Origin of the sequence: Aeromonas sp. ASNIH4, assembly GCF_002934425.1 — a bacterium.
Lineage (GTDB): Bacteria > Pseudomonadota > Gammaproteobacteria > Enterobacterales > Aeromonadaceae > Aeromonas > Aeromonas hydrophila.
The window spans coordinates 108,320-132,685 of sequence record NZ_CP026221.1 but is presented as its reverse complement, the minus strand read 5'-3'; the positions used below and the strand labels follow the sequence as shown (position 1 = coordinate 132,685).

Annotated in this window: 24 protein-coding genes; 3 read left to right on the top strand and 21 right to left on the bottom strand. The window is 51.1% G+C overall.

The features are described 5' to 3' along the window. Positions 1–663: 663 nt before the first annotated feature. The 18 genes from C2U40_RS25745 to C2U40_RS26385 all read right to left on the bottom strand — a co-directional run bounded on the left by C2U40_RS25745 (position 664) and on the right by C2U40_RS26385 (position 19,093). Positions 664–2,031: a toprim domain-containing protein gene (locus C2U40_RS25745; RefSeq protein WP_103828330.1), complete on the bottom strand. Its 1,368-nt coding sequence runs from the start codon at positions 2,029–2,031 to the stop codon at positions 664–666. 143 nt (positions 2,032–2,174) lie between these two features. Beyond that, a complete protein-coding gene (locus tag C2U40_RS25740; protein ID WP_134695607.1) occupies positions 2,175–3,068 on the bottom strand; it encodes a vWA domain-containing protein in 894 nt (297 codons plus the stop codon). Further along, positions 3,065–3,487, bottom strand: coding sequence for a hypothetical protein (locus C2U40_RS26395; protein ID WP_158656477.1), 423 nt, complete (start codon positions 3,485–3,487; stop codon positions 3,065–3,067). The genes C2U40_RS25740 and C2U40_RS26395 overlap by 4 nt, the downstream gene beginning before the upstream one ends. A gap of 736 nt (positions 3,488–4,223) precedes the next feature. After that, the gene (locus C2U40_RS25730) at positions 4,224–5,192 is read right to left on the bottom strand and encodes a DUF3150 domain-containing protein (RefSeq protein ID WP_103828332.1); all 969 of its coding nucleotides are present in this window, start codon (positions 5,190–5,192) and stop codon (positions 4,224–4,226) included. A 327-nt stretch (positions 5,193–5,519) separates the two neighbouring features. Then, the gene (locus C2U40_RS25725; RefSeq protein WP_128343582.1) at positions 5,520–6,035 is read right to left on the bottom strand and encodes a hypothetical protein; all 516 of its coding nucleotides are present in this window, start codon (positions 6,033–6,035) and stop codon (positions 5,520–5,522) included. A 53-nt stretch (positions 6,036–6,088) separates the two neighbouring features. Further along, positions 6,089–6,484, bottom strand: a complete 396-nt coding sequence (locus C2U40_RS25720) for a hypothetical protein (RefSeq protein ID WP_103828334.1) — start codon at positions 6,482–6,484, stop codon at positions 6,089–6,091. A gap of 5 nt (positions 6,485–6,489) precedes the next feature. Further along, positions 6,490–7,515, bottom strand: coding sequence for an AAA family ATPase (locus tag C2U40_RS25715; protein ID WP_158656476.1), 1,026 nt, complete (start codon positions 7,513–7,515; stop codon positions 6,490–6,492). A 350-nt stretch (positions 7,516–7,865) separates the two neighbouring features. Continuing rightward, positions 7,866–8,870: a lambda-exonuclease family protein gene (locus tag C2U40_RS25710; protein ID WP_103828336.1), complete on the bottom strand. Its 1,005-nt coding sequence runs from the start codon at positions 8,868–8,870 to the stop codon at positions 7,866–7,868. Between the two features lie 499 nt (positions 8,871–9,369). Then, positions 9,370–11,940: a phosphoadenosine phosphosulfate reductase gene (locus tag C2U40_RS25705; protein ID WP_103828337.1), complete on the bottom strand. Its 2,571-nt coding sequence runs from the start codon at positions 11,938–11,940 to the stop codon at positions 9,370–9,372. Between the two features lie 109 nt (positions 11,941–12,049). After that, a complete protein-coding gene (locus C2U40_RS25700) occupies positions 12,050–12,583 on the bottom strand; it encodes a hypothetical protein (protein ID WP_103828338.1) in 534 nt (177 codons plus the stop codon). 298 nt (positions 12,584–12,881) lie between these two features. Further along, positions 12,882–13,568 (bottom strand): zinc-finger-containing protein, encoded by a 687-nt coding sequence (locus tag C2U40_RS25695; RefSeq protein ID WP_158656475.1) that lies wholly within the window; start codon positions 13,566–13,568, stop codon positions 12,882–12,884. 405 nt (positions 13,569–13,973) lie between these two features. Beyond that, a complete protein-coding gene (locus C2U40_RS25690; RefSeq protein WP_103828340.1) occupies positions 13,974–14,330 on the bottom strand; it encodes a hypothetical protein in 357 nt (118 codons plus the stop codon). 130 nt (positions 14,331–14,460) lie between these two features. After that, on the bottom strand, positions 14,461–15,012 hold the full coding sequence (locus C2U40_RS25685) for a hypothetical protein (RefSeq protein WP_103828341.1): 552 nt from the start codon (positions 15,010–15,012) through the stop codon (positions 14,461–14,463). Between the two features lie 390 nt (positions 15,013–15,402). Next, positions 15,403–16,044 (bottom strand): hypothetical protein, encoded by a 642-nt coding sequence (locus C2U40_RS25680; RefSeq protein WP_103828342.1) that lies wholly within the window; start codon positions 16,042–16,044, stop codon positions 15,403–15,405. Between the two features lie 253 nt (positions 16,045–16,297). Then, positions 16,298–17,428, bottom strand: a complete 1,131-nt coding sequence (locus tag C2U40_RS26640) for a hypothetical protein (protein WP_181014872.1) — start codon at positions 17,426–17,428, stop codon at positions 16,298–16,300. A gap of 91 nt (positions 17,429–17,519) precedes the next feature. Further along, the gene (locus C2U40_RS26390) at positions 17,520–18,104 is read right to left on the bottom strand and encodes a single-stranded DNA-binding protein (protein ID WP_128343576.1); all 585 of its coding nucleotides are present in this window, start codon (positions 18,102–18,104) and stop codon (positions 17,520–17,522) included. A 162-nt stretch (positions 18,105–18,266) separates the two neighbouring features. Then, positions 18,267–18,716: a hypothetical protein gene (locus tag C2U40_RS25665; RefSeq protein WP_103828344.1), complete on the bottom strand. Its 450-nt coding sequence runs from the start codon at positions 18,714–18,716 to the stop codon at positions 18,267–18,269. A gap of 236 nt (positions 18,717–18,952) precedes the next feature. Then, positions 18,953–19,093 (bottom strand): hypothetical protein, encoded by a 141-nt coding sequence (locus tag C2U40_RS26385; RefSeq protein ID WP_158656474.1) that lies wholly within the window; start codon positions 19,091–19,093, stop codon positions 18,953–18,955. 385 nt (positions 19,094–19,478) lie between these two features. On the opposite strand from C2U40_RS26385, the gene C2U40_RS25660 reads away from it, so the two are divergent. Genes C2U40_RS25660 through C2U40_RS25650 form a run of 3 tightly spaced genes read left to right on the top strand, consistent with a single transcriptional unit; the run spans position 19,479 to position 21,011 of the window. Then, a complete protein-coding gene (locus C2U40_RS25660; RefSeq protein WP_103850987.1) occupies positions 19,479–19,898 on the top strand; it encodes a CFI-box-CTERM domain-containing protein in 420 nt (139 codons plus the stop codon). Beyond that, complete coding sequence (locus C2U40_RS25655) at positions 19,895–20,395, top strand: CRISPR-associated protein Cas4 (protein WP_103828346.1); 501 nt, start codon at positions 19,895–19,897, stop codon at positions 20,393–20,395. The genes C2U40_RS25660 and C2U40_RS25655 overlap by 4 nt, the downstream gene beginning before the upstream one ends. 7 nt (positions 20,396–20,402) lie before the next feature. Continuing rightward, on the top strand, positions 20,403–21,011 hold the full coding sequence (locus C2U40_RS25650) for a hypothetical protein (protein ID WP_103828347.1): 609 nt from the start codon (positions 20,403–20,405) through the stop codon (positions 21,009–21,011). A 76-nt stretch (positions 21,012–21,087) separates the two neighbouring features. On the opposite strand, the gene C2U40_RS25645 is transcribed toward C2U40_RS25650, so the two are convergent. The 3 genes from C2U40_RS25645 to C2U40_RS25635 are packed head-to-tail and all read right to left on the bottom strand — an operon-like array spanning position 21,088 to position 24,364. Then, on the bottom strand, positions 21,088–22,506 hold the full coding sequence (locus C2U40_RS25645; protein ID WP_158656473.1) for a conjugal transfer protein TraG N-terminal domain-containing protein: 1,419 nt from the start codon (positions 22,504–22,506) through the stop codon (positions 21,088–21,090). Positions 22,507–22,553: 47 nt separating this feature from the next. Next, positions 22,554–24,077 (bottom strand): conjugal transfer protein TraG N-terminal domain-containing protein, encoded by a 1,524-nt coding sequence (locus tag C2U40_RS25640; protein WP_103828349.1) that lies wholly within the window; start codon positions 24,075–24,077, stop codon positions 22,554–22,556. After that, positions 24,077–24,364, bottom strand: a complete 288-nt coding sequence (locus tag C2U40_RS25635) for a hypothetical protein (protein WP_103828350.1) — start codon at positions 24,362–24,364, stop codon at positions 24,077–24,079. The genes C2U40_RS25640 and C2U40_RS25635 overlap by 1 nt, the downstream gene beginning before the upstream one ends. Positions 24,365–24,366 lie beyond the last annotated feature (2 nt).

The following is a 24,366-nucleotide window of genomic DNA, read 5'->3' as shown; positions in this document are numbered from 1 at the left end:
CGGAGGCCACCCTGGGCCCGAGCTCGTCGGCGGCCCGGGGCCACCTGCTACACCGGCCCGCCGGACGCAGCACCGGATCACCCCCGCCGGCAGTGGCCACCCTGGGCGCCGAGCTCGTCGGCGGCCCGGGGCCACCAGCTACACCGGCCGCGGTGAGCGCCACCGGAGCCTAGGATCACAAATCGGCATGTACACCGACAAAAACCGTCACCACTCACCCTGGGTCCACTGGAACCTCCCTACCAGGGCGCACCAGAATAATTGCCACCCCCCCTGGAATGAGGTCTTAGCTTCCTGGCATCGGCGTGCAGCGCCCCTTTTCTAGGCAATAAAAAAGCCATCACCCCTGAAGGGTGATGGCTTTTGGCTTCTATCATCACGAAGCTAGTTGCGTCTGTGTCTTAAGTATCGTCATTACTCTCGCACTAGGGCGGTCGCAGTGTCGTAAGACATCAAGTAAGGTCACATTGATACTTTCAGCTCCCGGATAGCGGTAATGCTCACCCGCTTCACTCGATAGCCACTGATGCAATGATTCCAAGTTTTCGAATTTTGCTGGCCAATACCCTAGTTCAGGGGACAGGCGGACGTTGGAAACGGATAACCGAACAATGGGATGAATGCCATTGATCAGACTTTTTAGGTCCATAAGCTCTCCCTTGTTCAAACGTGCTGCAGCCAGTCCCTATGGGGGAACACATCTGGTCCGAAATTCACCAGAATATCGTTCCAATCCATATCACTTTCAGGCCTGATTAGCTTCGGGTTGCATCTAGTTACCTTGATGCCTGCAGATAGCAGATTTTTCTCCAGCTTAGCTGCATTCACTTCTCCGGCTGCGTCAGCATCTTCCCATATGTAGACGTGTTTGACTCCCATGCAAACTATCCAGTTTCCCATCAGTGTTGCATTGAGCAGCCCCCAACCCTGCATACCTGTGGCTGATTCGACACTTAGAAGTGTCTCTAGGCCTTCGGCTACAGCAAGAACAGGAGTCGGTGGGCAAAGTTGCACGGCACCACCCGATATTGGGGCTGTAGACACTGACGGCCTCAACTTCTTCACCTTTGGCACAAGAGCTTTCTGCCCATCGCTAGTGATGAATGTTTGATGGAGACTGACTGGCTTACCTGAAGGGTCTCGGATCCGGCAAAGGATGCAAGGATGCTTCCCAAGATCAAGTTTAAACGCCACTCCTTTGTGAAAAACTGCCTTATGAGATGCTATTGCCTCCTTGATGTGATCGGGCATTTGCGATATTGCCAATCGAGCCAGTTTCGCAGATGGATGAGTCAAGTCGACAGCCTCTTTAATCAGTTCCTTCTGAGTAGATTGGAACACGCCATCGGGCTGAGTTGTTTTATGGCCGTTTTTATCAAGCCACCAGTAACGCATTCCGTGTGGCTCTAGCGTGATTATGCACTGGCCATAATTCATGTCGATGTACCGCACACCAGGGTGGAGTCTTACTTCCCCACCAAGGGATGCCACCTTCGACAATATTTGCCGGTTCCTGAGATACCGAATGGCCGGTTCAGCTTGCGGCTTGGTCAAAGGCCAGGCCTCATCCCAAAGCTGAGCATTCTTTTTCGCAACTGCTTGATCCCTCCGGGCATCTTCCTCCGCTCTTTCCTTCTCCCACGCAAGCTGCGTAGGCGATTTCGGAGGGGGGGAAAACACACCTGACGTAATCCCATCCATGTAGCCACTGGCGATCGCCAGCTGCTCGAGGACTTTAGGGAAGGGCCAGTTTGTTTCCTCCATTACAATGGTGAAACCAGACATAACCCCACAAGAGTTGCATACTCCAACACCGGTAGCTTCAGAGTCGAGCTTGCCCCTGTGGATTAAGCCAAAGGCTTCTCCACTACGGCCACCGTGTTTTGGGCAACTGGTTTTAGGTGCCTTCTTCCCAGGAATAAAACCTCTGGTGGCATCACCGAATAGGCCTAGGTGTTTGTACGCTTCGACCCATAAACGGTTGTCATTGAGATATGCGGCCAAATCATCCGCAACGATTTCATAGTGCATGTCATTACTCCATGTGGTTGGTGTTCCCCATTTAGCCCGATTACAGGGGTACGGGCTGGCGCTTGCACATTGCAAACACTCAGCAATGGCTGTTCATTGCTCAGTGTTCAAAAGTCCCCCCCTCCAACGTGGAGGGGGGTATATCAGGCAGCCAAGATAGTGCCCTTGGCTAGTTTGAATAGCTCACGTTTAAGGCCAAGGATATTGTCTACAGCAATCCAGTTCCCTGGTTTGAAGTAGTAGTCCATAGCAGCTTTCCCGCTTGCATACTGGCCAATAAAGATGCCAAAGACATCAATGCCATATTGTCGAACCATATTGAAGGTATCAACGCAATCAACGTCTGGTTCACCATCTGTGATGACAATCAGACTCTTGCGTTCAGCTTGTTCTGGCATCAGGGCCAAAAATGCGTTGCTGAGACCTTCCCTCATAGGTGTTCCCCCGCCGGCACAAGTCAGATCGAGACGAGTGCTTGTAGTAGCTGGGTCCTCACCAAAGCGCAGTAGGTCCACGTTCCGATCCCCGAAGGACTGAATTCCAATTACGGCTCCATCGATTTGTTGAACCGCAAGAGCCAAAGCCAGACAGGCATTTTTTGCTACCTCCTGTTGGCAATTCATCGACCCAGACAAATCGAGCATCACCATGATGGCGCTATCAATGCCAAGGTTTTTGGCTTTGCTGCGGTAAACACGCAAATCACCTTGCTTGAACCGGTTGAACCGGGAGGTGACAAAGCGTTTACCGCGTCGACTCAATCCAGGAGCACAGTTGGTTTCGGTCTCTACAAGCTCCATGAGGGCTTGTGTGATTGGTCTAGATGCAGTGAGGACTTTAGGGAGTGTTACACTCCGGCCAATCGTCGTGTTGATCGCATCCAAACGTGGCCTTAATGGCGTGTCGAGTTCAAAGCGTGAATCGGCTTCGATCAATGAGGCCAGCATTTTACCTTTGTCACGGACCTCGACATCTGTGGATCCAGATCCGGTAGCTTCAAGACAGGCTTCTAACTCCTGAATTTGCTTAGACCTCACAACGTTATCAGCACTCGGCCTGCCAGCAGCATCAGATTGACCGGCAGCATCAGCACCAGGTTGATCATCAGCATCAACATCAGATTGACCGGCAGCACCAGGTTGGCCATCAGCATCAGCGTCAGATTGACCGGCAGCATCAGCACCAGGTTGGCCATCAGCATCAGCGTCAGATTGACCGGCAGCATCAGCACCAGGTTGATCATCAGCATCAGCACCAGGTTGGCCATCAGCATCAGCGTCAGATTGACCGGCAGCATCAGCACCAGGTTGATCATCAGCATCAGCGTCAGATTGACCGGCAGCATCAGCACCAGGTTGGCCATCAGCATCAGCGTCAGATTGACCGGCAGCATCAGCACCAGGTTGGCCATCAGCATCAGCGTCAGATTGACTGGCAGCATCAGCGGCAGGTTCATGATCCGATTGTTGAGCCTTCAGATCTTCCAAGGAATCTCTGATCGCATCTAGAACCAAATCAGCGCTGTCCCAGCAATCATTGAAGTCAGCGGTTATCACTCCCATTTCTGAGATGATTTCAAGCCTAGTCAATAAAGCATCCGGGAAGCGTTGGCGTGCCAGCTCTCTCGTTTGCTCCCAAACTGGGGTGAGAGGCTTGTAGTTAAGCAACTCACATCCAATGTAGTGAGCAAGGTAGTCTTCCAGCACATTTATGGCTGGAGTATTCGTCCCAGGAACCTGCCTCATCCCCTTGGAGATAAACAGCTGCTCAATGGCTTCATATTCGCCACGGAGCCCCGGGTACTCTAGAAGAGCCATCCGGTCTATCCGGCCGTCATCGAAGCAGTTCAGGAACCAACGGTGCACCTTACCTTTCGTCTTCAGCGACTCTTCATATTTTGCAAAGTCAGAGCCATATCGGTGGTGAGCCCCTTCGTGCATGCCAAACCCCATGGCGGCCGCGGCCTGTACGGGATCCCCCGCATCGAAGAACGGCATTAACACCACACCTTGAGTTGTACCTGCAGTAGGATAATTTCCCCAGGTCGTCCTCAAACCGAAGTCGTTGGCCATCATGGCTAACCGTATTTGAATGGTCAGCATTTTGCTTTGAGTAGACTGCATTATGTGTCTCCAAATAATAAAACCCCAGGGCGAGCCTGGGGTTGGTTGGCGTTGCCTTGGTAAGGCGGATTAGTAAAACCCGGCCACTTCGGTGGAGGGATTATTGGTGGTGGTCGATATGGCGGCCAACATCCCGGTGAGGAAGTTGTCCTTGGAAGTGGTAACAGAACTCGGAGCAACTGTTGGGTCTTCTTCCTCTTCGATCTCGAACTTGGCAGTCCTTAGGGACGACAAGTAGATCGGATCGCTCAACAACGTGAGCAAGCCCATCATTTTACTCAGCTCAGTAGCATCCAATTGAGCTGCCCGTCTCTTGGGGAGAGAACTTTCGAACGCATCAATGCTGTCAATAGCCGGTTGGATAAAACTATCCAGCACAGCCATCTGTATGAGCTTTTCTTTGATGTTCGTCACATACCTCAGTGACTTGCGAGTGAACTTACTACCGTTGGACATCGAATACTGGAAGTCTCGCAAAGAGTTGCGAGCCATTTCAGAGATCGTATCAACTGCAGCATCACCAAGTGGGTTGTTAACCACATCCTCATTCACGCGATACGAAAATGAAACCTGCTTCCGGACGTAATCCACGTCATAAAGCGAGGATCGTATACGAGAGGCGAAATCGTGGAGAGACACCGTTGCGGCTGCCTGTTGTATCCAAGAGTCGCATTCAGCGTCGTAGTTGAGTAAGAGCTGATCAAGATTTGCGTAGAAGCTGATTCTCATCAACTCAAGGCCGTCAGTTACCTCACTCAATAAATGGCGAGGTACAGCCCAAGCCCCAAGGACTTGGAAACCGACTTTGCTAAGCAGGGCGATACCCTCTTGGCGAGCTCTGCCTTGGAATGCGATCTTTTTCTTATCGAAGACCGATTTTGACCCCAAGCGAACCACATCGGCGGCTAACGCCTCATTTTCTAGTCCCAAATCAAGGGGCTTGTTGTTCCGGGTCGCAGACCAGGTGGTGACTTTGAAATCCACCAGCACATAGCGCTGGAAGAATTCGACAAAATTCATTGCGGTAAAGGATGACATGGGTAATTCCTTATCTCTGGACAAGGAGTTCCCATAGCGGGAAAACTCCCGTCAGGGTGGTGTTGGCCGATTAGGCCGAGTTGGGGTTGCGATCCGCGGATGCGGTGTGCCTTGAATCGCTGAGCACAAAACGCCACAAATAGTAGCGCTCTCGGAAATGTTCACCAAACACATCCGGCAGCACTCTGATCTGGATTTTTGCGTGACAAATACGACTCGACGAGTCACAAAGGCGAGGTTGGAAGCTACGGCCCAGAAAGGAGTCCGATTAGCCGTTCGGACATGAGCATACTATCTCAGGTGGAGACAAAAAAATCAACGCTGCCCTTAGGCAACGTTGATTTCACTCTCTTTGATTCTTGCGATTGCCATATCCAGCCAGGCACCCAACGTTGGGTGATTTCCTTGCCGGCAGTAACGGGCCCAACATGGCCAGAAGTCCGGGTCGTTCTTTGGCCAGGGGGGCTCGTGAGCCTCTAGTGTCCGATTAACCAAGACCTTGGTAACGGCCTTAATGATCGCCGGAGCACCAGCACTAGCACATGGCAGTTTAGGGAGTCGCGACAAGCTATCCTTCAGTCCTTGCACTATTCTGTACTCGGCTTCCTTCCCTTTGATACACAAAGCGTAAAGGGGCCTGCAGTTCTTTGCCCAAGGCATATCAGGTAGTTCGTACCCCATTCGCAGTGGCACGATGTTGACGGTATCCCCGATGATGCCAATGAGAAATTCATTGGCCCCACCAGCTTGTTGTTTGCTCATCACATACTCAACCACGAGATCTACATCATTGCTGAGCGTGGTACCAAGAATGTTGTGCAAGCATCCTTTCAGCGTATTCATACGAACACCTCAAAAAAACCCGGCTCTAGGCCGGGTTGGTTGGTGTTAGAAGGTTAGTAAAATGCGAACTCAAACATACCTTTATGTTTGCTGAGTATCTGCTTTACCGCCTCCTGGAGTTGTTGAACTGGTGCATCAGATATGCCGACAGACTGCAAATGCTCAAGCTGTTCGGGTAGACACAGATCAATAAAATTTCGACTATGGTCATCGATCATGTCAAAAGCGTTGTGCAGCGTAAGCAGCAACAACATTACGACCTGCCCTGCATCTATCCTTTTAGTTACCCCCCGAAAGGGAATATTGCCCGTCAAGTTGCATCCGTAAAGCACCCCTTCACCTGGCATTGTTGGTGTGATAAACACCCCCTCCTCCGCCAGTTCCGCCATGATGTTTTGCCACGTGGCGACGATTTGCTCTGGTTCGGTGATTTTTGCTCGAAAGTACATGGCACTTAGTCCTCAACCCAAGCCTGGCCGAATACAGCTTTGCAAAGGTGCATAGCTGCTTCGTAAGTCGCCTCATCACCAACTAAGCGATGAGCATACGCCTCGTGGAAGGTTTTTTTGACCCTGTTACGGACTGATGTTGGACTGGTACGAACCATCTCTCTCACCCAACGAAGCAGGCTGCGAATGGACAACGGTTTATCCATCGCTACCCCGTTCGTCATCGTGAGATCGTTTTGTTGAGACTTTTCTACAGCAGTATTGATATCGCGCATAACGCGGATCATATCTGGTAGCAAAGCCTCAATTGCATTGACGTGCGAGGGTGGAACTTTTTGTCCAAGCTCTGCTTCCCAATCAGTAACCTTGTTTGCGATTTTGTTCTTGCAAATCGTACTCATGTCATCGTCACTCAACTCGCTTGGGGCGAGTGGGATGAATCGGTCGATAAGCGCATCACTCAACCCAGTCGTGCCTCTGAACCCAGATAGCCCAGTGATACCACCGTTGTTGAAGGTGAACACACAACGGAACAGCTTGTGCGGTTCCAACCATTCACCAGTTTCAGCCAGCTCAATGCCATGAGTCATGAGCTCATAGAAAGCCACCAGCTCCGCAGGTTGCATAGCATCAGCTTCGTTGAGCAAGAATATCCCACCATTAAGCAGAGCTTCCCGCAACGGACCAGAAACGAACTCACCCGTAGCGGGGTTAACACGCCCGAGCAAATCCAGCTGGAAGCTGGTCTCCTGAGTGCCTTCGACTTGGTAAAGAGGCCACTGAGTTCGAGCTGCGAACTGGATGACTCCGGTTGTCTTGCCGGCACCATACCCGCCATAGGAAACGATGATGTCTCCATCTGGATCGGCCATGAGCCTGCGCACATCATCAAGGAAGGTTGTTGTGAAAACGTGTGGTTTTCTTACCGGCACGCGGGGGTTCATTAGATGAGCATCACCATGGGGGCAACGAACCTTGATGCTTTCATCCAAGTCAAATTCGCTGCCAGAAATGAATTTGTGCTGAGTCATAAAATCTCCGAATACCTGCTTGAGCAGGTTGTGTTTGTGTTGGGCTGAATGCCCGGGTTGGTGTTGGTCGCGAGTGACACATTGCGGACCGAGTGCCATAGAGACAGCCAGGGCTGTTTCTGCATGTTCGCTGACGCCGGAGAGATACCGGTGAACGGACATGCAGAATCAGCCAACGAGGGCTTGAGTGATAGATCACGGGTGAGGAAGTCGGCAGAGCGCCGGGATGTTGGTGTTGGCGTCAAGCCGTTCGGCTCGCCCCCTGATATCGACGCCGGGAGCATGGACAGAATAGCCTTCGGCTGACCTCGTGTAAAGACGGCCACCCCTTACGGGGTGGCCTGGGTTACTTAACAAAAATCAACAGCAAGCATTTCAGCGGCCCCCTGACCGTTGTACTCGATCTGGCTGACTCTGATGGTTTCAGTTGATTGTTTTCTATACAGCTCTGGGTTAGGTAATGTGATATTGGGGTTACGCTTTTGAACAGCTTCTGTCCATTTCACATAATCGATAACCCCTTGCCGCGGGGAGGAATGCAATCGCACACCAGCATACTCGGCCTTTACATGGTTACCCATCATGGATCGCAATGCTTTTTTCAGCTCTGCTTCCCGGGCCTTGGCCTCATCAATCCTCACTTTGATTGGAGACATGTCACGCCAGACTTGCTGCAGCTCTGCAGCAATTTGGGTCCATGCTTCTTGGTCTTGTTGGGTGCTCGGCTCGAAGTAGTCGAGCTCTGTAATCGGCGGGGCTTCATCCCGTTCGTACAGATCCCACCACCATTTTTGCCGCTCGATCAGCAGTTCGATTAGCTCCTCATCGCGTGTGATGCGAAACACTATGAGCTTGCGATCATAGGCGCGATAAAAGGCCAAATAGCCAATCTTAGCTCCTGTCGCCAGTAGCTGGTCTTGTACCTGGGGTAGGTAGCGTTGGTAGGCCTCCGAGTTCCGGCGTTCTTGCATTACTGACTCGAAGGTTTCCCATGCTGGCACTTTGAGCTCAACCGGAGAACCATCGGACATTAACCCATCCAACGAAACGCGAATGAAGGAATAAGTCTCGTGCTGCACACAGGTTGGTATCACTAGGTCAAATATGCCTTGCGACTCTAACCAGCGCTCGAACGCCTGTCGGGCCAGCGGCTCTTGTTCATTTCCTCTTCGCACAAAGAAGTTTTTGCTCAGGTCTGTGCCGGGTTTGCGCCCAGTTTTGACCATCCAAAATGCACGAGCACTTTCATGCGCGTATGGCCACTGGATTACAGAAGCAACACTAGATGCTCCTATGCCACCAGCTCGCCATTCATGCCATTCAGGGGTGCCCTGAACTAGGTCGACGTAGATCATGGGTGTGTCCTCTATCAATCAGCCGATGTCGAGCGCCAGGACGGTCACATTTCGATCGGACATAGATTGCTTGTGGGCAGGAGCCCGGGTTGGTGTTGGTCGCGAGTGGCACATTGCGGACCGAGTGCCATAGAGACAGCCTTGGGCTGTTTCTGCATGTGCGCTGACGCCGGAGAAATACCGGTGAACGGACATGCAGAATCAGCCAACGAGGGCTTGGGTGATAGATCACGGGTGGGAGTGCCGGCGCAGGGCTGGGGGGTTAGTGTTGGTGCCAAGCCTTATGGCCTGCTCTTATAAGGCACCGAGAGCGTTTTTCCATTGTAGTCTATCCAGGTGTTCAATAGCTGTCCAGGCCAATTGGCAGTCATCCACTGGCCGATAAGGTCGTGCTCTATGGAGCCGGCAATTCTGCTGATCCTCTCGATGAACGGCTGACACAGGCATTGGCATGTGTGGGAAAAAAAGCCACCGAACTTCGGTGGCTTTAGGTTGTGGGTTACATGGCTAGCATAAGCTGATCACCTTCGACATAGCGCTTCAGTGGCCTCTTTGGCAACTTAACAACCACATCTGGCAAATGAGCCGTTACTAATCTCCGTCCTGTTTTGACCATCCGAACAAAGCTGGAATAGGTCGCGTTAGGGTAGGCTACGTCACTGATAACTGATGAGGGAGAAACCCCCTCCCCTGTCTCCAACTGACGTTGCAACCGGACTAGCTCGGCATCAAGATGCATGCGCACCAATGTACCGACTTTGCCGCGGAGTTGCGATAAGCTGGTTGCAATCTGCCATTTCCATCGTTTTTCCAGTTGCAGCGATGCTGCATTGATCCCGCCGATTGTTAACCGAGCGACCCTCACAGCAATCACCGAGGAAAGCCTGCACTCCAGATCAAACCCAATACGTTTGGCTTGCTCTATTGCCTCAGCCTCCTGCTCTGCAAACAGGACATGCTCAACATCGGCCCAAAAGGCTGTGTTGTTCTGACGATGGTAGTCCAGCGTGAAGCTGATCCAACATAGCCGGCGCATTTGTCTAGCCCGAGCCAAATGCTTGAGTTCGTGACGGCGATATTCTGCCTGGACGATTTGCCGATATTCAGGGGTACTCAGAATTTCCAGGTCGCTTCGGCAGTAGATGCCCATTAATGACTGGTCACCAGACAACCCCATTTGCCGCATACGTTGACCACGCTGGGCCATCATATGCATATCTGCAACCTTGCTTGGCGTGATCTGCACCACACCAAAGCGCAACAGATATAGCACTGCAGCTGTGTTCGTCATGTCACCAGCCTGGGCAGACTCTCTCATCCGGTCATACTCATCCCAGATGATCCAACTAGCAACATCACCATCGATGGTCAGTTGCTTTGCTGTCTCTACCGGCCCGATAGTGCGATGTCCATCATGAGTGCGTATATCGGTGGCGGCCCTCCGATCGTTTTGGCCATCAAAGTAGGTGGCCGACAACATCGGATCGGACAGCCCATCGGTCAGCTCATCAGACCCCCATTTAAGACCGGGGATCTTAAGCCAAAACTCTTGCGGAATCTTGGTCGCCGGTACCGGAGTTATTAACTCATCCTCCGTTAGCAGCTCGATGTTTCCATCCTCCCAGACACTGCGATAAATCTCTATCGCTTGGAATGGCGTTGAGTGAAAGCAGTGGAAATCCCACAGCCAACTCACGTGTAACAACTGCTCAGGTGACACAATGCGGAATTGGGGCTTCGACATGCGCTGGTTGTAGTCGTTGTCCTCGACTTCACCAAGGAGCAATTTCATCTCCAGATCCTCTGCCCTTTGCTGCTCCACATAGTCCGCGGAGCAGCATAAACGCAGCAGTCGAGCCAAGAAGCTAGGTGAGAACACGTCAGGCTGTACCTTAATGAATCCCCCTGCGTAGATTGTCCTTCCGACAGGATGACGATCTTCCCAGGACCATTGCTTGACACCTAAAAGCCGTTGGATGTTGTTAAGGTTCACCATGTAGGCGTAGCGGTCAACCAGGGTTCTGACCCCATTGACCTCATGATAAAGCATGTTCTCCATGCTTTTATCTGTCCCACCTCGCAGGCAAGTCCAGCATCCAGTTCTTGCGCCGCAGGCATCAGAGACCTTCTTCTCGCTAGCGCTCCAGATACATTCACCTGTTGCGTCTCGATACAGCTCAGCCAATTCCTTGTTGTTGGCTTGGTAGCTTGGTAATGGCAAATGCACTGATGCTTCGTTACCGCAACTCATTAGCAGTTCCCACACATCCCCTTGCGACCAGTGCCGGATGGGGTATAGCTCCCACCCTGCACTTGTTTTGACCGGAGCTGTGGCCTGCCCCCCGCGCCTGGCGATATTGCCAGCTCGAGTTACACCCTCTGCATCACGAGAACCCAGCACTAGACAAACCTTCTCACGCATCTCTTTTGGCATGAGCTTGATCATCTGAGCCTTTACTCTGTTACCTGTTGTTACCTTCAGGTCGATGCTGCATTGTGGTGAAGAGCTAGTGACATACGTTGGGAGGCCTCGACCAGTCAAAACACGCCCTGTCCAGGACGATGCAAGACTTGGTTTGCCGACTACGATAGACAGTGGCAATCGCTCCTTGTCGATCAGCGCTTGTATCGCGGCAAGCTGCCGGTCGGCGAGATTGCGCACTTCAGGGTTCTCGACCTGTGTATCTGTATGACTGATCCAGTGGTAGGCAGAGATCTCGTTGCCGCGACCTTCACGAACCAACCCTATCATCGCAAACAACAGTAGATGAAGAGTACCCGTCGAATCCTTCCCCCCGCTGAGTGCAAGAGAAATGGTAAACCCATCGAGTAACGTGGCTCTGATGGCAAGTACAGCTTCAGTGATCATGCTGGACAGTGGCTGCCCGGTCGTATCACTAATCGCTGCCATCAGATCGTCATTGTTCTGCAAAGTCTCTCTAAGCTGATCCCACTTGTCGCCACGGTAAATTGTAGCCTGAGGCTGCGCGAAGGAGCGTTCCGCCATGCTGATTTCACAAGCTTGCTCATCAAGAAAATCGATGTGTTCGAAGAGATCGAAGTTGTCCATGTGTTGTCCTTATTTGTTGCCCGAGTTGGGCGGGTTGGGGTTGGTCACTGGTGGCGCATTACAGACCAAGCGCCATTAATGACCCGAGTACAAAGCTCGGGGGATTGATTCAACTATCGAGATAGTTAGGGTTGTCGAGTAAAAACTGGTGCGGGTTTCCTTGATATCGCAATAGCAGCGAAGTCCATTTCACACCTCGGACCCACGAAGGAAGGTCAGCTAGTTGATCAAGTCGCCCAGGAGCGTGAGTCCGATATCCTCTTTTGATGGCGTGAAGCACACATTCATCAACAGAGCTGAACACTTCATGCGTGAAGGGACCATTGACATCGTAGAAGCTCACGCGATACCCCCGCCGAGCAGAAGGCTCGGGGAAGACTACGGCTAGAGCCCCTTTCTCATCGCCTAACTCCAGAGAGAGACCAGAGCCACCGTTGGCTGCAATCAGGCGCTGACCGATCTGCACCCGGATCGAGAGCAAATAGTCTTGCATGACCTCCATGAGCCGACCGAAGCAGATTTCTTGATCTTCATGTTCACTGAATTTCTCCAGAAACTCGGTCATCGAAGCGCTCGGTTCTTGGCCAAGCAGATCGTCATTAAAGTGCGGGCACTTCCGCACATGTGCTTTTGTTAAGAGCATCTGGTTGTTCCTTAGAGTTGCCTAGAGGCGGATTGTTGTTGGTCGCGAGTGGCACATTGCGGACCGAGTGCCATAGAGACAGCCAGGGCTGTTTCTGCATGTGCGCTGATGTAGGAAAGATACCGGTAAACGGACATGCAGAATCAGCCAACGAGGGCTTGAGTGATAGATCACAGGTAGGGCTCAGGGGGGATGATGTGTACCTGGCCGGCTGTCTATCGGACGATAGGCTGTAAACGAAAAACCCCCAGCTTGGCCAGGGGTTCATCTTGAGAGTATTGCTCCCGGGTTGATTGAATCACGGTACCAGGGACAGCTGTTGAGATACCCCACCAACACCTTGGCCCTCGCTTTGGATGCGGTCAATTTCCTCCTGCATGATGTTGCGGATTTCCTTTGCTCGATTGACCTCTACCACCAAACTGAAATGGCACTGGTGCAGAGGAACGCCCAACAACGCAGCAAGCTTCACATAGCCGCGTTTATTGTCTATGCGCCACTGTTCACACAGTTGGTCATAAGCTTGATGCAATATGCCACGCCAGCGGCGAGCTTCACGGTCGGCCATCAATCCCAAAGGCCATCCATCACCTTTGTGATAGCCACAGCTGCGACCGCAGATGCAACGGTACATTGGGTAGCGATGGGCGTCCTGCCCTTTTCGGCTGACCTGCCGCCCACAATCACAGGTGATCGTGAAAATTGGGCAATGCGCAGACTTGCGGCCTGCATGGTAGTCACAGATGAGCTTGGCAATGTAAGTTGCCTTCACTCGCTGGTCCTCTTTAAAGCCCGATTCTGCAGCAAGCCATGTCACGGCTTCTTCGGGTAGGCTCCAATCTTCAGTCGATCCGTATCGGCGGCAAAGCCACTCACCGATCACTGCATACAGAAGCACATCGACACCATCAATGCCGCTTTGCTGGCATTGATCTGACAGTAGGCGGCGCAGTGCTTTGGGGGGGAGATAGTTCACATTGGACATATCAAGTTCCTTAATGGGGATTGCCTTGTTTGGCGGGTTGGGGTTGATCGCGAGTGGCACATTGCAGACCGAGTACCATGAGACAGCCAGGGCTGTTTCTGCATGTGCGCTGGCGCCGGTGAATTGCCGGTGAGCGGACATGCAGAATCAGCCAACGAGGGCTTTGGTGATAGATCACAGGTGAGGAAGTCGGCAGAGGGCCGGCTGATTGGAAGTTGGTGCCGAGCCTGGCGGCTCGTCCACTAATAGGCACCGAGGACTCAGACAGATTAACCTAGGGGCCCGGTAATTGGCAACTAAGTGGCCGTCCGGTTAGTTCAAAAAATACCAGTGGATAAGCTGCACAGTGGCAGTTTATCCACTTGGCCATAACATCAGGAGCCAGTGGCCGCTCCGGGTGAATCATCAGCTACCGGAGGTATCGGTCGTTGAGTTCTGAGGAGTTTGGGCCGGTTGCTCTGGTACTTGCTTCTTCTGCCGTCTCTTGTACGGTCGGCGCGGGCTTGTACCTTGTCGCCCTTGCGATGCCGCGACTAGATCCTGAATATCAATCCCGGAATCTGCCATTTTTTCGAACAGTTCGGTGATTTTGGCTGCCTTTAGCCTTTTCTCCTCTTCCAGTCTCAGCAGCTCAAGCTCTTCATTTTCGATGTATGTAGTCAGTAAGGTGTGCAGTTCTTTACGCTGTTCAAGCGTTCCAAGCTTCTTGGCTAGGGTCATAATGTTGCGCGGGGTATGGTCACGCTTGTTTTCTTGTTGCATGCTTTCAGGCGTCCTTTAAGAAACCGTTATCCAGTCCTCAGCCCAGTGGTGACTCACGGGCCAGCAATCAAAACGCCTACATAATAGATGGACTGACCGCGGTATGCTAGCCAGCCCGTCCTGCACCTAATTAGGAGATTGACCCCAGGTGCACTTCTATCATTTCAAGATGCTTTCCTGAGGAGGCCAGCAAGTCTCGAGTAAAACGGAATTTGTGTTTGACTGCCGTAACAAGGTTTTTCTCACTTCCCCCCAATGCCATCCCGGTGCGATCAACGACCAGTACTTTCTGACTCTTGCGATCAACCAAGCACAGCCATGGAGCTGGAGGCGGATTCATGATGTCCGATATGCTGAAATGAATCTCCTCGACGAAATTTATTTTCTGCATAATGCGGAGACGAACCTCTGTTGCCATAATACGCAACCATGCATCATTGAACTCCCTTACATTTTTGGCGCAAAAATAAGGGAAGTCCGGAGATAATATGGTTCCATACTTTCTAAAGTCCGGGGTCCAGCTTGGAGCCTGCATTGTGCCAAGTAATGTCTGCGCGTATGCAGCATGGGTTTCCGACGCGAATAGTGAGACGCGGTTTTCCAGCCACGTTTCAACATCTTCAGGTTGAACCTCTTGGACCATAAATAAATCGTTGTTAAAGGATTTTTGAAGAAGGTACATATCTAATCTCTTAGCTTCAGATGCCGTTACACAGGTCTAATAACGGCGTAGACCCAGCCATACGCGCATTGGCCATCACAGGTGCAGTAAAGCCACTGGGCTTGTGCGCGGCATACAAACATTCCTGAGACAGGCTGATATAACTGTAATCCTTATAATTAAAAATCGAATATCAGCATTCCTCTGCGCACAGTTTATGGCGACAGCGGATAATGCAACCCGACCTTCCTCAGCCATAGGAAATGGCTCAGGAAGGGCTGGTTTGCCCTCTGACGAAAGAAAATAATATGTTATTTCCTCGGTGTAGCTGACCGGGAATAATAATCTGTGAACGTACTCAGCGTGATAAGTGAAATAAGGGGGCCATAAGCCCCCTGGTTTTCAGGTTATTTAGTATAGGTAATTGTTTGGCCGGCTGAGTTGTCGCTCATAATGGGCGTAGGTGGCTGTAGGGTTGAAATCCCAACCGTCATCCTCGTCCGTCATGGCCATCGAGACAACCTCATCTAGCCAGCCCTGCTTTTCAAGCCACAAGAGCAGTTCATGTTCCTTGTGGCTCAGTTTTGAACACCGTCGTAGATAGCTCCGCCGAGTGACAACCTGCCGGAAAATCCCGGCAAGCATACGTTCTGGGCTGACGTCTAACATGATGCAGCAATGTCTAAAGCTGAAGGGTGTCAGCTCTTGTTTGAACAACCACTCGATCCCCAACTCCCTCGATTCAGTACCGCACTTCGGTGAAATCAGCCCATAAATGGCATCATTCAGTACAACACCGCACAGAGTTGCTATACCGTCATCGGACCAAACAAGCGTGCCCTCTTCAGGCATATCTTGCAGATCCGGCTGGTCTTCCTGGAACAGCTCCGGGAACAGCAACGGTAATGGCATTGCGCTGTTGTTGACCAGCGACACAGGATCACTGTCACCAGCTTTAGATTTCGTTGAGCTTTTTGGCTTTATTGCCCGTTCTGAGGGGATGAATAGCACATCCTTATCAGAATCAAACATGTCTCGTTGCCAAAGTATCATGGTGCCCTCCATAGAGAAGGAGGGCCACCCGTGGGGCAGCCTCTCCCCTACGGTACTTGGTGATGGGCTTTCGCCCGGGTTGGTGTTGGCCACTGGCGCGATTTGCAGGCCTATTCGCGTGATCGCCCGAAAGCAATTCGCTGATAGTCATCTATCTTCGAATCGCTCTTTCGAGAATGAGAAAGAGGGCCAAAGGCCCTCATCCCGAGGTTACAAAGGTCTTAAACCGCGGCGAACCACGAGATCTTCATCCTTACCCATGAGTGACAACCTCCATCTGATCGAGAGCGGCCAGTACCCACGCGCGATCATCATCGCTCATTCTGGTTGACTTGAAGTACCCACGAAGAGCACCCCATTGCTTTGTCTGTACTGTCCGGCTAAAGCCGATTCGGACATCCCCACGCAACCGATCGGAAGGTAAGTAACCACCCCATGGGAATTTGATAATTTCCTCTAGTGTGGTTGGTTTTGCACCGATCTGGGCGGCTGGCGTTTCCGCTGGCTCCACTTCGACCTGGACGGCCGGCGTTTCCGCTGGTTCCACTTCGACCTGAACGGCCGGCGTTTCCGCTGGCTTTGCTTCGACTTGGGCAGTTGGCGTTTCCGCTAGCTTCGCTTCGACCTGGGCAGCTGGCGTTTCCGCTGGCTTCGCTTCGACCTGGGCAGCTGGCGTTTCCGCTGGCTTCGCTTCGACCTGGGCAGCTGGCGTTTCCGCTGGCTTTGCTTCGACCTGGGCAGCTGGCGTTTCCGCTGGCTTTGCTTCGACCTGGGCGGCCGGCGTTTCCGCTGGCTTTGCTTCGATCTGGGCGGCCTGTCCACTATCTACGACGACAGTAAGGCCCCCATCTTTAGGGCTAAGACTCGCCTGACTTTCATCAGCTGCGTAAACGCCAGTTAATAACCGGATCGTTTGAGCAGTCGATTTGTGGCCCAACGACCTATTTGGCATGTGACACCAGGCTTCTGTATTGAAGAAGTTCTCAGCCAGATACTCCCGGTGCACAAACCGTCCACCATCAGCAGTTACCAATGTGGTCTCTATCCACTCATGCCCGCGAACATCCTTGGCCATCTCAGCGAAGGTAAGGACGTTTTCGGAGTAGGTGTGGATGATCTCTCTGACGCCAGCCTGTTTTGCAAGCTGTAGCCATCCATCTACACGAAGCCCGATCTCAATCCCCAGATTGGTGCGACGAGCAAACATCGTCCCATCAAAAGGGTTGAGCTGGGTGCGCTCGATGAACCGAATGGTCTTCTTGAAATCCAACGTAGTCGGACTGTAGCCAGCGCAGATCACTTCCAGGAACAACAGGTCTCGAAGCGAGTCTTTAACTTCGTCGGTCTGGACATCAAGGATTTTCTCTACGGTTTGAATAGCCATGTTATTTCTCCAAAAAAAAAGCCTCGACAATGCGAGGCTGGTTGGTGTTGCCATTTCAGGCTGGTTGGTGTTGCCATTTCAGGCTGGTTGGTTAGGGGCGACGACTACCGTCATATTGCGGCTGCCGGTGTCCATGCTGTTGCTGGGAATTAGCCTGATGTTGCTGGGAATTTCCCCAGTGTTGCTGAGGTTGCTCCTCCCAGTGTTGCTGGGGTTGCTCCTCCCAGTGTTGCTGGGGTTGTTGAGGTTGTTGCCGGCGAGAAGTTTGTTGAGGTCTTTGAGGCTGCTTACTCTGCTGAGGCCGCCCTTGCGGATTATTGGCAAAGCCGGACTGCTTCAAACAAGCTATTGCCTCTGCCGGCATGTGTACGTTGATACACGCCACCTTAACCTTGAGCCCTGAACGGGATTCCCCGCCCTGCTCCCAAGATTCAAAGACAAGCTTCCCTGAAATTTCAAGATAGTCCCCCTTCTTGATAGCAGGGGTTTTTTCCCCGGAAAGCTCCACCCGAATGAACTGGGTGCGATCTACCCACTGTCCAGATTTGGGGTCCCGATAACCGTCATCAATTGCGATGGTTGCCGGGCCATACGGTCCATATTGACCAGTCCGGATGTCGGCATGGCTCACGTAGCCGCCAAGCCTCACTTCGTTTATCTTGTTGTTCATTCTCATAGTCGTAATCCTATGTGGTTGATGTTGGGTGGCTTTACGCCTGCGACTTAAAACCCCTATCGCTCTTTGCCAGTTGGCAAACCATCTCAGGAAAAGCTTGCTTTCCTGAACCGATTCACATGACTGAATGTGATAAGAGGCTGCCCTTGGGCAGCCTCTTTGTCACATTGGACGTGGTTGAGGGAAATCTTGTTCCCGTGAGTATTCAACAGGCTGGTACGCCAGCTGTTCCTCTTCAATTTCATCTGAGCTTTGGGATTGTACTTTCATCCCTGCAGCCTGGGCACGCCAGCTAGCCTCTGCCTGAGCAGGTCTCGCAGGTCTCGCGGCCTCTGTTTTGGCTGTTGCACCGACGACCCCTGCTGCACGAAGACGTTCCTCAACAGCGGTCTCTACTGCTGTTTTAAAACGAACTTCCGACAACTCATTACTAAACTCTTTTTTGATGATGTCTGCAGCCATTGTGGCGGCTTCCGCCATCATGGCTTTTTTGCGATGGCCATCCAGTTCGCGCTGGTCAGCCTCAGTGCTTTTGAGCAGTTGTTCCTTCATTCCGCCGGCAAAGGCGAAAACGAGAATAGCCAAGAATCCCAAAACTATGATGGTTTCCATAATGCCTACCTTAAAATCTGGCGTGAGCCTAGTTAAGAGTTAACCTGTTGGTTGGATTTTTGTACGTGATGCCAAATGGCTGCTAGATGGTTACACGGACTAGCTATTCAGGCATGTTGCCCGAAATTCATCATGCCGATACGACCAAGTATGGGTATGTAGAATCAGGGGAACCTGCTAGATGCTGATGTGTGAGGGGATGGTGTGTGCAAGCCCCTGGTAAGGGGACTTGCGAATCACCAAGAACGAATATTGGATTTCGTGGCGTGGGATAAAGTGAGGGATCGCCATAAAGCAATCACAGGTTTAGAAATCTGCCACCCGGCGATGCAGCAGGCAGAGAAAACGGCAAGTTCGCCAGCAAAGGTTATGTCCATGATTTTTCCTGTGACGTCGTGGGTACATCAAACCACTCAGAAAGCAGTTTGATGTACCCACGACAGGAAATTGGACGTTGGGATCTGTCAACAGACAGGGCGACTTGTTTAACCCCTTGGTCGCCTACTACTGCAGGGCAGCAATTACTTTATAATCTCGCACGTTGATGGAAAATTTACAACCCCCAGCGTGTTCACTACTATCCACGAGCGCCTTCACTATGCGGTCCAGGTGTCGTTCTCTGTAACCCAACCCAGTGAGGCCCTCGCTCCCCGCCAACCAGGGATCTCTCAACAATCGCCCACCTTGCGCTTGCACCCTGTCAGGTTGCGGTAATATGGAGCGGTAAGTCCTTACGCAGATAATGAGATGAGGGTAGCCGGAATGAACGACAAGAAACTGGTGAGTGCCAGCAAGATCGGCAAGATGGCATGGTGTCCACATGGAAGCAGCCTACAAGAACAAGGGGTCATTGCGAGTGCTCAGAGCCAGGCTAAGGCTGACTATGGCACAGCAAGTCATGAGCGTTTGACCGCTGCGGCAATAGAACAACAAGCACAGGACCAACGCTGCTTCGTAGCTAGTTATGCACTGGGGCCAAACCATGCAGTAACACAGCAACTTCGGGATTGGCGAGATAACAATCTGAGCCATCATCACCTTGGCCGCATTTTCATCAAGACCTACTATGCGTTGTCACCATTCACCATCAAGCTGCTATCACCCCTTCCGGGTGCACGCACTGCAGCTAGCTCACTGGTCCTGGCGTTTGCCCGGATGGTGGCAGGAAATGAGGATGCATGATGATGGCATTTCTTATTGCTTTCGTGGTCTTTGTCGCACTGTTGTACCTGGCTGGGCGCAGGTCACACAGGACTAGTTCACCTCTCGGGGTTAAGGGCAAGATTATATATGCTGACCAAGGCCGAAAATCGAAGCTGTTCATAAACAGAAAGTACGGAATCACTGCGAAACCTGACTTCATCATCACCACCCCGAACGGTGAAAACATGATGGTTGAGTACAAGAGCCGCACAGGCCGAGTTTACCAGTCTGACATTGTCCAACTGTTGGCATCCGTCCTAGCGGCTCGTTCAGAAATGCCGATCCATCGAGCAGTAGTCGTAACCAAGGGAACCCGGCGTGAGATAGAGCTGGGGAGCGACGAACATATTTTTAGGGAAATCTCAAAATTTGTTTTGTTGGCTCGACGAGCTCAAGAAGGTGAGATCATCAAGATTTTTTCTTCTCATCCAGGAGTGTGTCGAACCTGTTCGGTTGCAAATAGCTGCCAACGTTGATAGGGGGATGATGAAAGTGATCAATCAAATATGCACAAGTGCCTTGACTTGGGTTGAACGAAAATCTGGCAATTTGATGCCTGTTAATGGACCTCTTGCAATTGCCTATGTGGTCTACCAACTCGCAAAGTCCACAGAGCCTAACTACAGCGTCAATCAAATTCAATTGGTCTCAGGGCTGTTCACGGTAACAAGTCGCCATGGTGGGTTATCGTTCAGTGTCTTGGCCGGCTGCATTATGCTGCTTAGTATCGTGGCTGTTGCTAAATTTTGCCGTAGTTTACGTTGGCCAATGCTCGGCGGCAGGGTGTCCATAGCTGCAGTTCTCCTGCCTGCTCTGGTTGCTTGGTGGGTGTACGCCTTGTTCTATTGGCAAACAAGTAGCGGGGATCAATTCATGCTGTACCCAGCGTTGTTTGGTATCTGTTTTACAGTTTTGTTTTTGGCATTCAAGGTACCGTTCGTTACCATTGTTGTTGGAATTTTCTCGGCCATTTACTTGAGAAACTCAAGCACATTCTCAGCAGAGCATGATGCGGGGAGGTCTGAATCAGACAGAGCAGAGGCCGAACTTGAAAACCAATACGATTGGCATAGAAATGGGGTAGATGACTAAGCCGCTATCCAACGGAAACGACAATGGGGCCGCAAGGCCCCATTTTTATACCGTTAACATTTCTGGTATTTCAACGTTATTTCATGAAAGAGGCTCCCACTTTCGTGGCTAGTCCGGCCCCCCCCTTTGCCATGGACGCCAGTTTGCCGACGTTCCCAGATGTTCCACCAAAGTCAGCACCATGGGATCCAACCCCAGGCATGACAACCTGTATGCCAACCAGCCCCAGGATGAAGAACCAGACCAATGGCAAATACGTGTAAAGCTGAAGAGCTGCTGCACGAGCGTATGTTCCATTCGTGGATACGGTCGCAAATATGACATCAACCAGACTGCCCACCCAGGTTGCCAATGACACGATGGCAGTCGTGAACTCAACCCCGAAATAGAGACCCGCAAGCAGCAGAGTAACTTTTATGTCGAAGCCTCTAAATACCAAGATGATGGGTATAACCATTAGTAGAATCATTTGCACAACGGCCATCTGAATCGGGATAGACTGACGAAACACGATCGCGTCTGGAGCGTTGACAGCATTCGCAACTGATGTTGTAAATGCTGCGATCATCTGAGCAACTTCGCTATCCTCATTGTTGGTTCTGGTACCCATACTATCTTCAACAACAATTTTTCCGCCTGGTAATTGGAAGGCATCGCCAATTGCTCTTTTGGTGCTACCAATCATCTCACCTGCAAGCCGATATGCGATCTCCTGCTCGGAGAGATTATGCTTCTCCGCCATCTGCTTTAGCATGACAGGAAAGCCCTCGGTTTGATTTAGGCGCTGCAAGCTGCTTCCCATCAAATGAACGAAGGCTTGATTGCACCCCAGAATTGTTTGGCCGCCCGAGTTATCACCAGCCAGGCCCAGGCCGGAGGCAACCTCACTATTAACGAGAACCACACTCCCTTCTTTCTTGTACTGAGCGATAAAATCAGGATGGCCTATCCACCAGGTTCCATCAAACTTAGAGCCTTGGGACACTTTACCGGAAGCGGGTGCGAGACAACTCTTGCCCCACTGTTGGGCTAGTTCTCGATCTTGTGGGTTGGTGAAATTTGCGGAATTCACGTTTGAATTTATAGCAGCGATGTCCTCAGCGCATGGTGTTGTCGAGATAACCACGTTTGTGGTGATACTGGAAAAGTCATGCACTGCTGCCCAAAACATTGGTGCCTTGGTACTCGAGCTATTGAAATTCCCCACCATGCTAATTACTGAGTTTGTTGGATTTGGCGCACCAGGATCAACACACGAATTTGCAGGACGTGTGGCGATATTACTTGTAACATCCACCACTGGAATAAAGGCCAGAATAAACACAGTAAAAATGCCGAGTAATCGCTTCCTTAGAAATTTAACCGCTAGCTCACCGGCATTTCCTTCATCATCCCCTTGGGTCATGGCTTCAACTATAGACTGGACTATAGCCACAAAGAATGGGGCATAGACTAGGCCACTTATACATAATGCTTCAACTACAACATCCATCATATGCACCCCCATCAAGAGGGTGTACGGATCAACCCAATGGTTTGCGATCATGATGATTTTCCGCCTGACTTCATGAATGACTTGCCGGCGGAGTTTGCCATACTTCCCGCTTGTTGCTGGATGCGAACGCTTGTATTGAGCCCATTGCTTACGCTCTGCTCCACTCCTTGAGAGGCACTTCCTATCATCTGGCTGCCACCCTTAATGCCTACATAAGCCATGAGTGCCATCCACAGCTTTGGCAACAAGTCATAAGAGGTGTAACCAACCCTGGTCAAGATGCTCTCTTGCAGCCCAGACACGAATGTTGCAGAGCCCGCCCCAACCCCACCGTTGATGCTTGAATAGAAGAATAAATTGAGGGTATTATCCATCCAGGTGGCCAGGTTTACAAAAACCAACGTGAATTCAAGCCCGAAATATGTTGCGCTAATTGCAAGGGCAGTTTTTATATTGAAACCAGAGAATACCAACAAGATGGGCGTGGCCATAATAAGGGTCATCTGCATCACACAGATCTGAATCGGTGTTGTATTCTTCAACACTATCGTGCCCGGCGCCTTTAGCAAATTTCCAACCGCTGTCCCTAACCATCCGATCATCTCTTTCATGTAACCAGAAGCACTGTCTGGAGCAACAGAATGATCTGTTTCGCCTGCGAATAGATTGGTAAGTTGGGCGCTTGTTTGTGGTTGCACTTTGGCTACCTTCGACATCGCCAACTTCTTCTCTGTATCTGAGTCTTGTGAAGCGTTAATCAATATTTCTAGAGACCCTTGCGACTGGTTCCTTGCAGCCGAAACTGCGGCAGCCTCAATGTGTTGGTAAGCGACATCGCAATTTAGCCTTACTTCACCACCTTCAGATAGCCCAACCGGCAAGCCTGCTGCGATCGCGGACTCCCTGCTTATTAGAACCGTATTTTGCTCCTTCTTATAAAACTCACGCATTGACTGGGAGCCCGCCCAGGTAGAGTCATCAAGACTTCCTCTACGGGTTGCATCACCAACTGCAGGGCTGAGGCATGCACGTTGCCAACTATCTGCAATGGTCTGGTCATAACTATTCTCAAGATTTGCCGCCTGAATATTAACAGATGCCATCTGCAAATCAGCAGCACAAGGAGTATTGGCAATAACTGTGTTTGTGAATGTTGAAGCATAGTCATGAACCGCGAGCCACCAAACGGGTACTTTGGTGTAACCGCCTTGAAAATTACCCATCATCATTTGCTGATTTGTTGTTGGAGGCGCCTGGATTCGCTGATCTCCATCGCAAGAATAATTGCTTATGTTGACATCAAATCTCATCTGACTGTTCGCCATTGGAACGAAGGCGAGAATAAACACTGGGAAAATGATCAATAGTTCTTTGCGGAGAAATTTCACCGCTAATTCACCGGCATTACCCTCATCCACGCCCTGAGTCATTGCCTCAACAATTGATTTAACGATCGCAAAAAAAAATGGTGCATAAACCAATCCACTGGAGCAAAGTATTTCAGTGATGACTCCCATTGAGTGCACACCCATCATAAGCGTGTACGGTTCTATCCACTCATTTACAATCATCAGAGTGCCCCATGCATTATTTCAACCGTAGTGAACGCTACAGCCATTAGGATTTGACTTTGCCACAAAAATTTCTTCCCCTCTTTGGTCAGCACCTTTTTTGTTGCACGCTCTATTATTTTTGGGAGCGCAATTATTAGGCTTGGAACTATTATCCATTTTGCCACGGTGGCCCAACGGGAAAACTGTTGCCAAGCCTCGCTCTTCGTGTCCACGAGAAGAATCAAAAATATCGAACAAAGCAGCACTGCAAGTATATATATAACAAAAAGGAGGTATTTTTTCATTT

Excerpts from the sequence above, each read along its gene's own strand:
- C2U40_RS25660 (WP_103850987.1), top strand. The coding sequence starts at position 19,479 with ATGAACGACAAGAAACTGGTGAGTGCCAGCAAGATCGGCAAGATGGCA.
- C2U40_RS25640 (WP_103828349.1), bottom strand. The coding sequence starts at position 24,077 with ATGATTGTAAATGAGTGGATAGAACCGTACACGCTTATGATGGGTGTG.
- C2U40_RS25665 (WP_103828344.1), bottom strand. The coding sequence starts at position 18,716 with ATGGAAACCATCATAGTTTTGGGATTCTTGGCTATTCTCGTTTTCGCC.
- C2U40_RS25655 (WP_103828346.1), top strand. The coding sequence starts at position 19,895 with ATGATGATGGCATTTCTTATTGCTTTCGTGGTCTTTGTCGCACTGTTG.
- C2U40_RS26385 (WP_158656474.1), bottom strand. The coding sequence starts at position 19,093 with ATGGACATAACCTTTGCTGGCGAACTTGCCGTTTTCTCTGCCTGCTGC.
- C2U40_RS26390 (WP_128343576.1), bottom strand. The coding sequence starts at position 18,104 with ATGAGAATGAACAACAAGATAAACGAAGTGAGGCTTGGCGGCTACGTG.
- C2U40_RS26640 (WP_181014872.1), bottom strand. The coding sequence starts at position 17,428 with ATGGCTATTCAAACCGTAGAGAAAATCCTTGATGTCCAGACCGACGAA.
- C2U40_RS25725 (WP_128343582.1), bottom strand. The coding sequence starts at position 6,035 with ATGAATACGCTGAAAGGATGCTTGCACAACATTCTTGGTACCACGCTC.
- C2U40_RS25745 (WP_103828330.1), bottom strand. The coding sequence starts at position 2,031 with ATGCACTATGAAATCGTTGCGGATGATTTGGCCGCATATCTCAATGAC.
- C2U40_RS25730 (WP_103828332.1), bottom strand. The coding sequence starts at position 5,192 with ATGTCATCCTTTACCGCAATGAATTTTGTCGAATTCTTCCAGCGCTAT.
- C2U40_RS25700 (WP_103828338.1), bottom strand. The coding sequence starts at position 12,583 with ATGCTCTTAACAAAAGCACATGTGCGGAAGTGCCCGCACTTTAATGAC.
- C2U40_RS25650 (WP_103828347.1), top strand. The coding sequence starts at position 20,403 with ATGATGAAAGTGATCAATCAAATATGCACAAGTGCCTTGACTTGGGTT.
- C2U40_RS25680 (WP_103828342.1), bottom strand. The coding sequence starts at position 16,044 with ATGATACTTTGGCAACGAGACATGTTTGATTCTGATAAGGATGTGCTA.
- C2U40_RS25710 (WP_103828336.1), bottom strand. The coding sequence starts at position 8,870 with ATGATCTACGTCGACCTAGTTCAGGGCACCCCTGAATGGCATGAATGG.
- C2U40_RS25645 (WP_158656473.1), bottom strand. The coding sequence starts at position 22,506 with ATGATGGATGTTGTAGTTGAAGCATTATGTATAAGTGGCCTAGTCTAT.
- C2U40_RS25695 (WP_158656475.1), bottom strand. The coding sequence starts at position 13,568 with ATGTCCAATGTGAACTATCTCCCCCCCAAAGCACTGCGCCGCCTACTG.
- C2U40_RS25705 (WP_103828337.1), bottom strand. The coding sequence starts at position 11,940 with ATGGACAACTTCGATCTCTTCGAACACATCGATTTTCTTGATGAGCAA.
- C2U40_RS25715 (WP_158656476.1), bottom strand. The coding sequence starts at position 7,515 with ATGACTCAGCACAAATTCATTTCTGGCAGCGAATTTGACTTGGATGAA.
- C2U40_RS25720 (WP_103828334.1), bottom strand. The coding sequence starts at position 6,484 with ATGTACTTTCGAGCAAAAATCACCGAACCAGAGCAAATCGTCGCCACG.
- C2U40_RS25685 (WP_103828341.1), bottom strand. The coding sequence starts at position 15,012 with ATGTACCTTCTTCAAAAATCCTTTAACAACGATTTATTTATGGTCCAA.
- C2U40_RS26395 (WP_158656477.1), bottom strand. The coding sequence starts at position 3,487 with ATGAACCTGCCGCTGATGCTGCCAGTCAATCTGACGCTGATGCTGATG.
- C2U40_RS25635 (WP_103828350.1), bottom strand. The coding sequence starts at position 24,364 with ATGAAAAAATACCTCCTTTTTGTTATATATATACTTGCAGTGCTGCTT.
- C2U40_RS25690 (WP_103828340.1), bottom strand. The coding sequence starts at position 14,330 with ATGCAACAAGAAAACAAGCGTGACCATACCCCGCGCAACATTATGACC.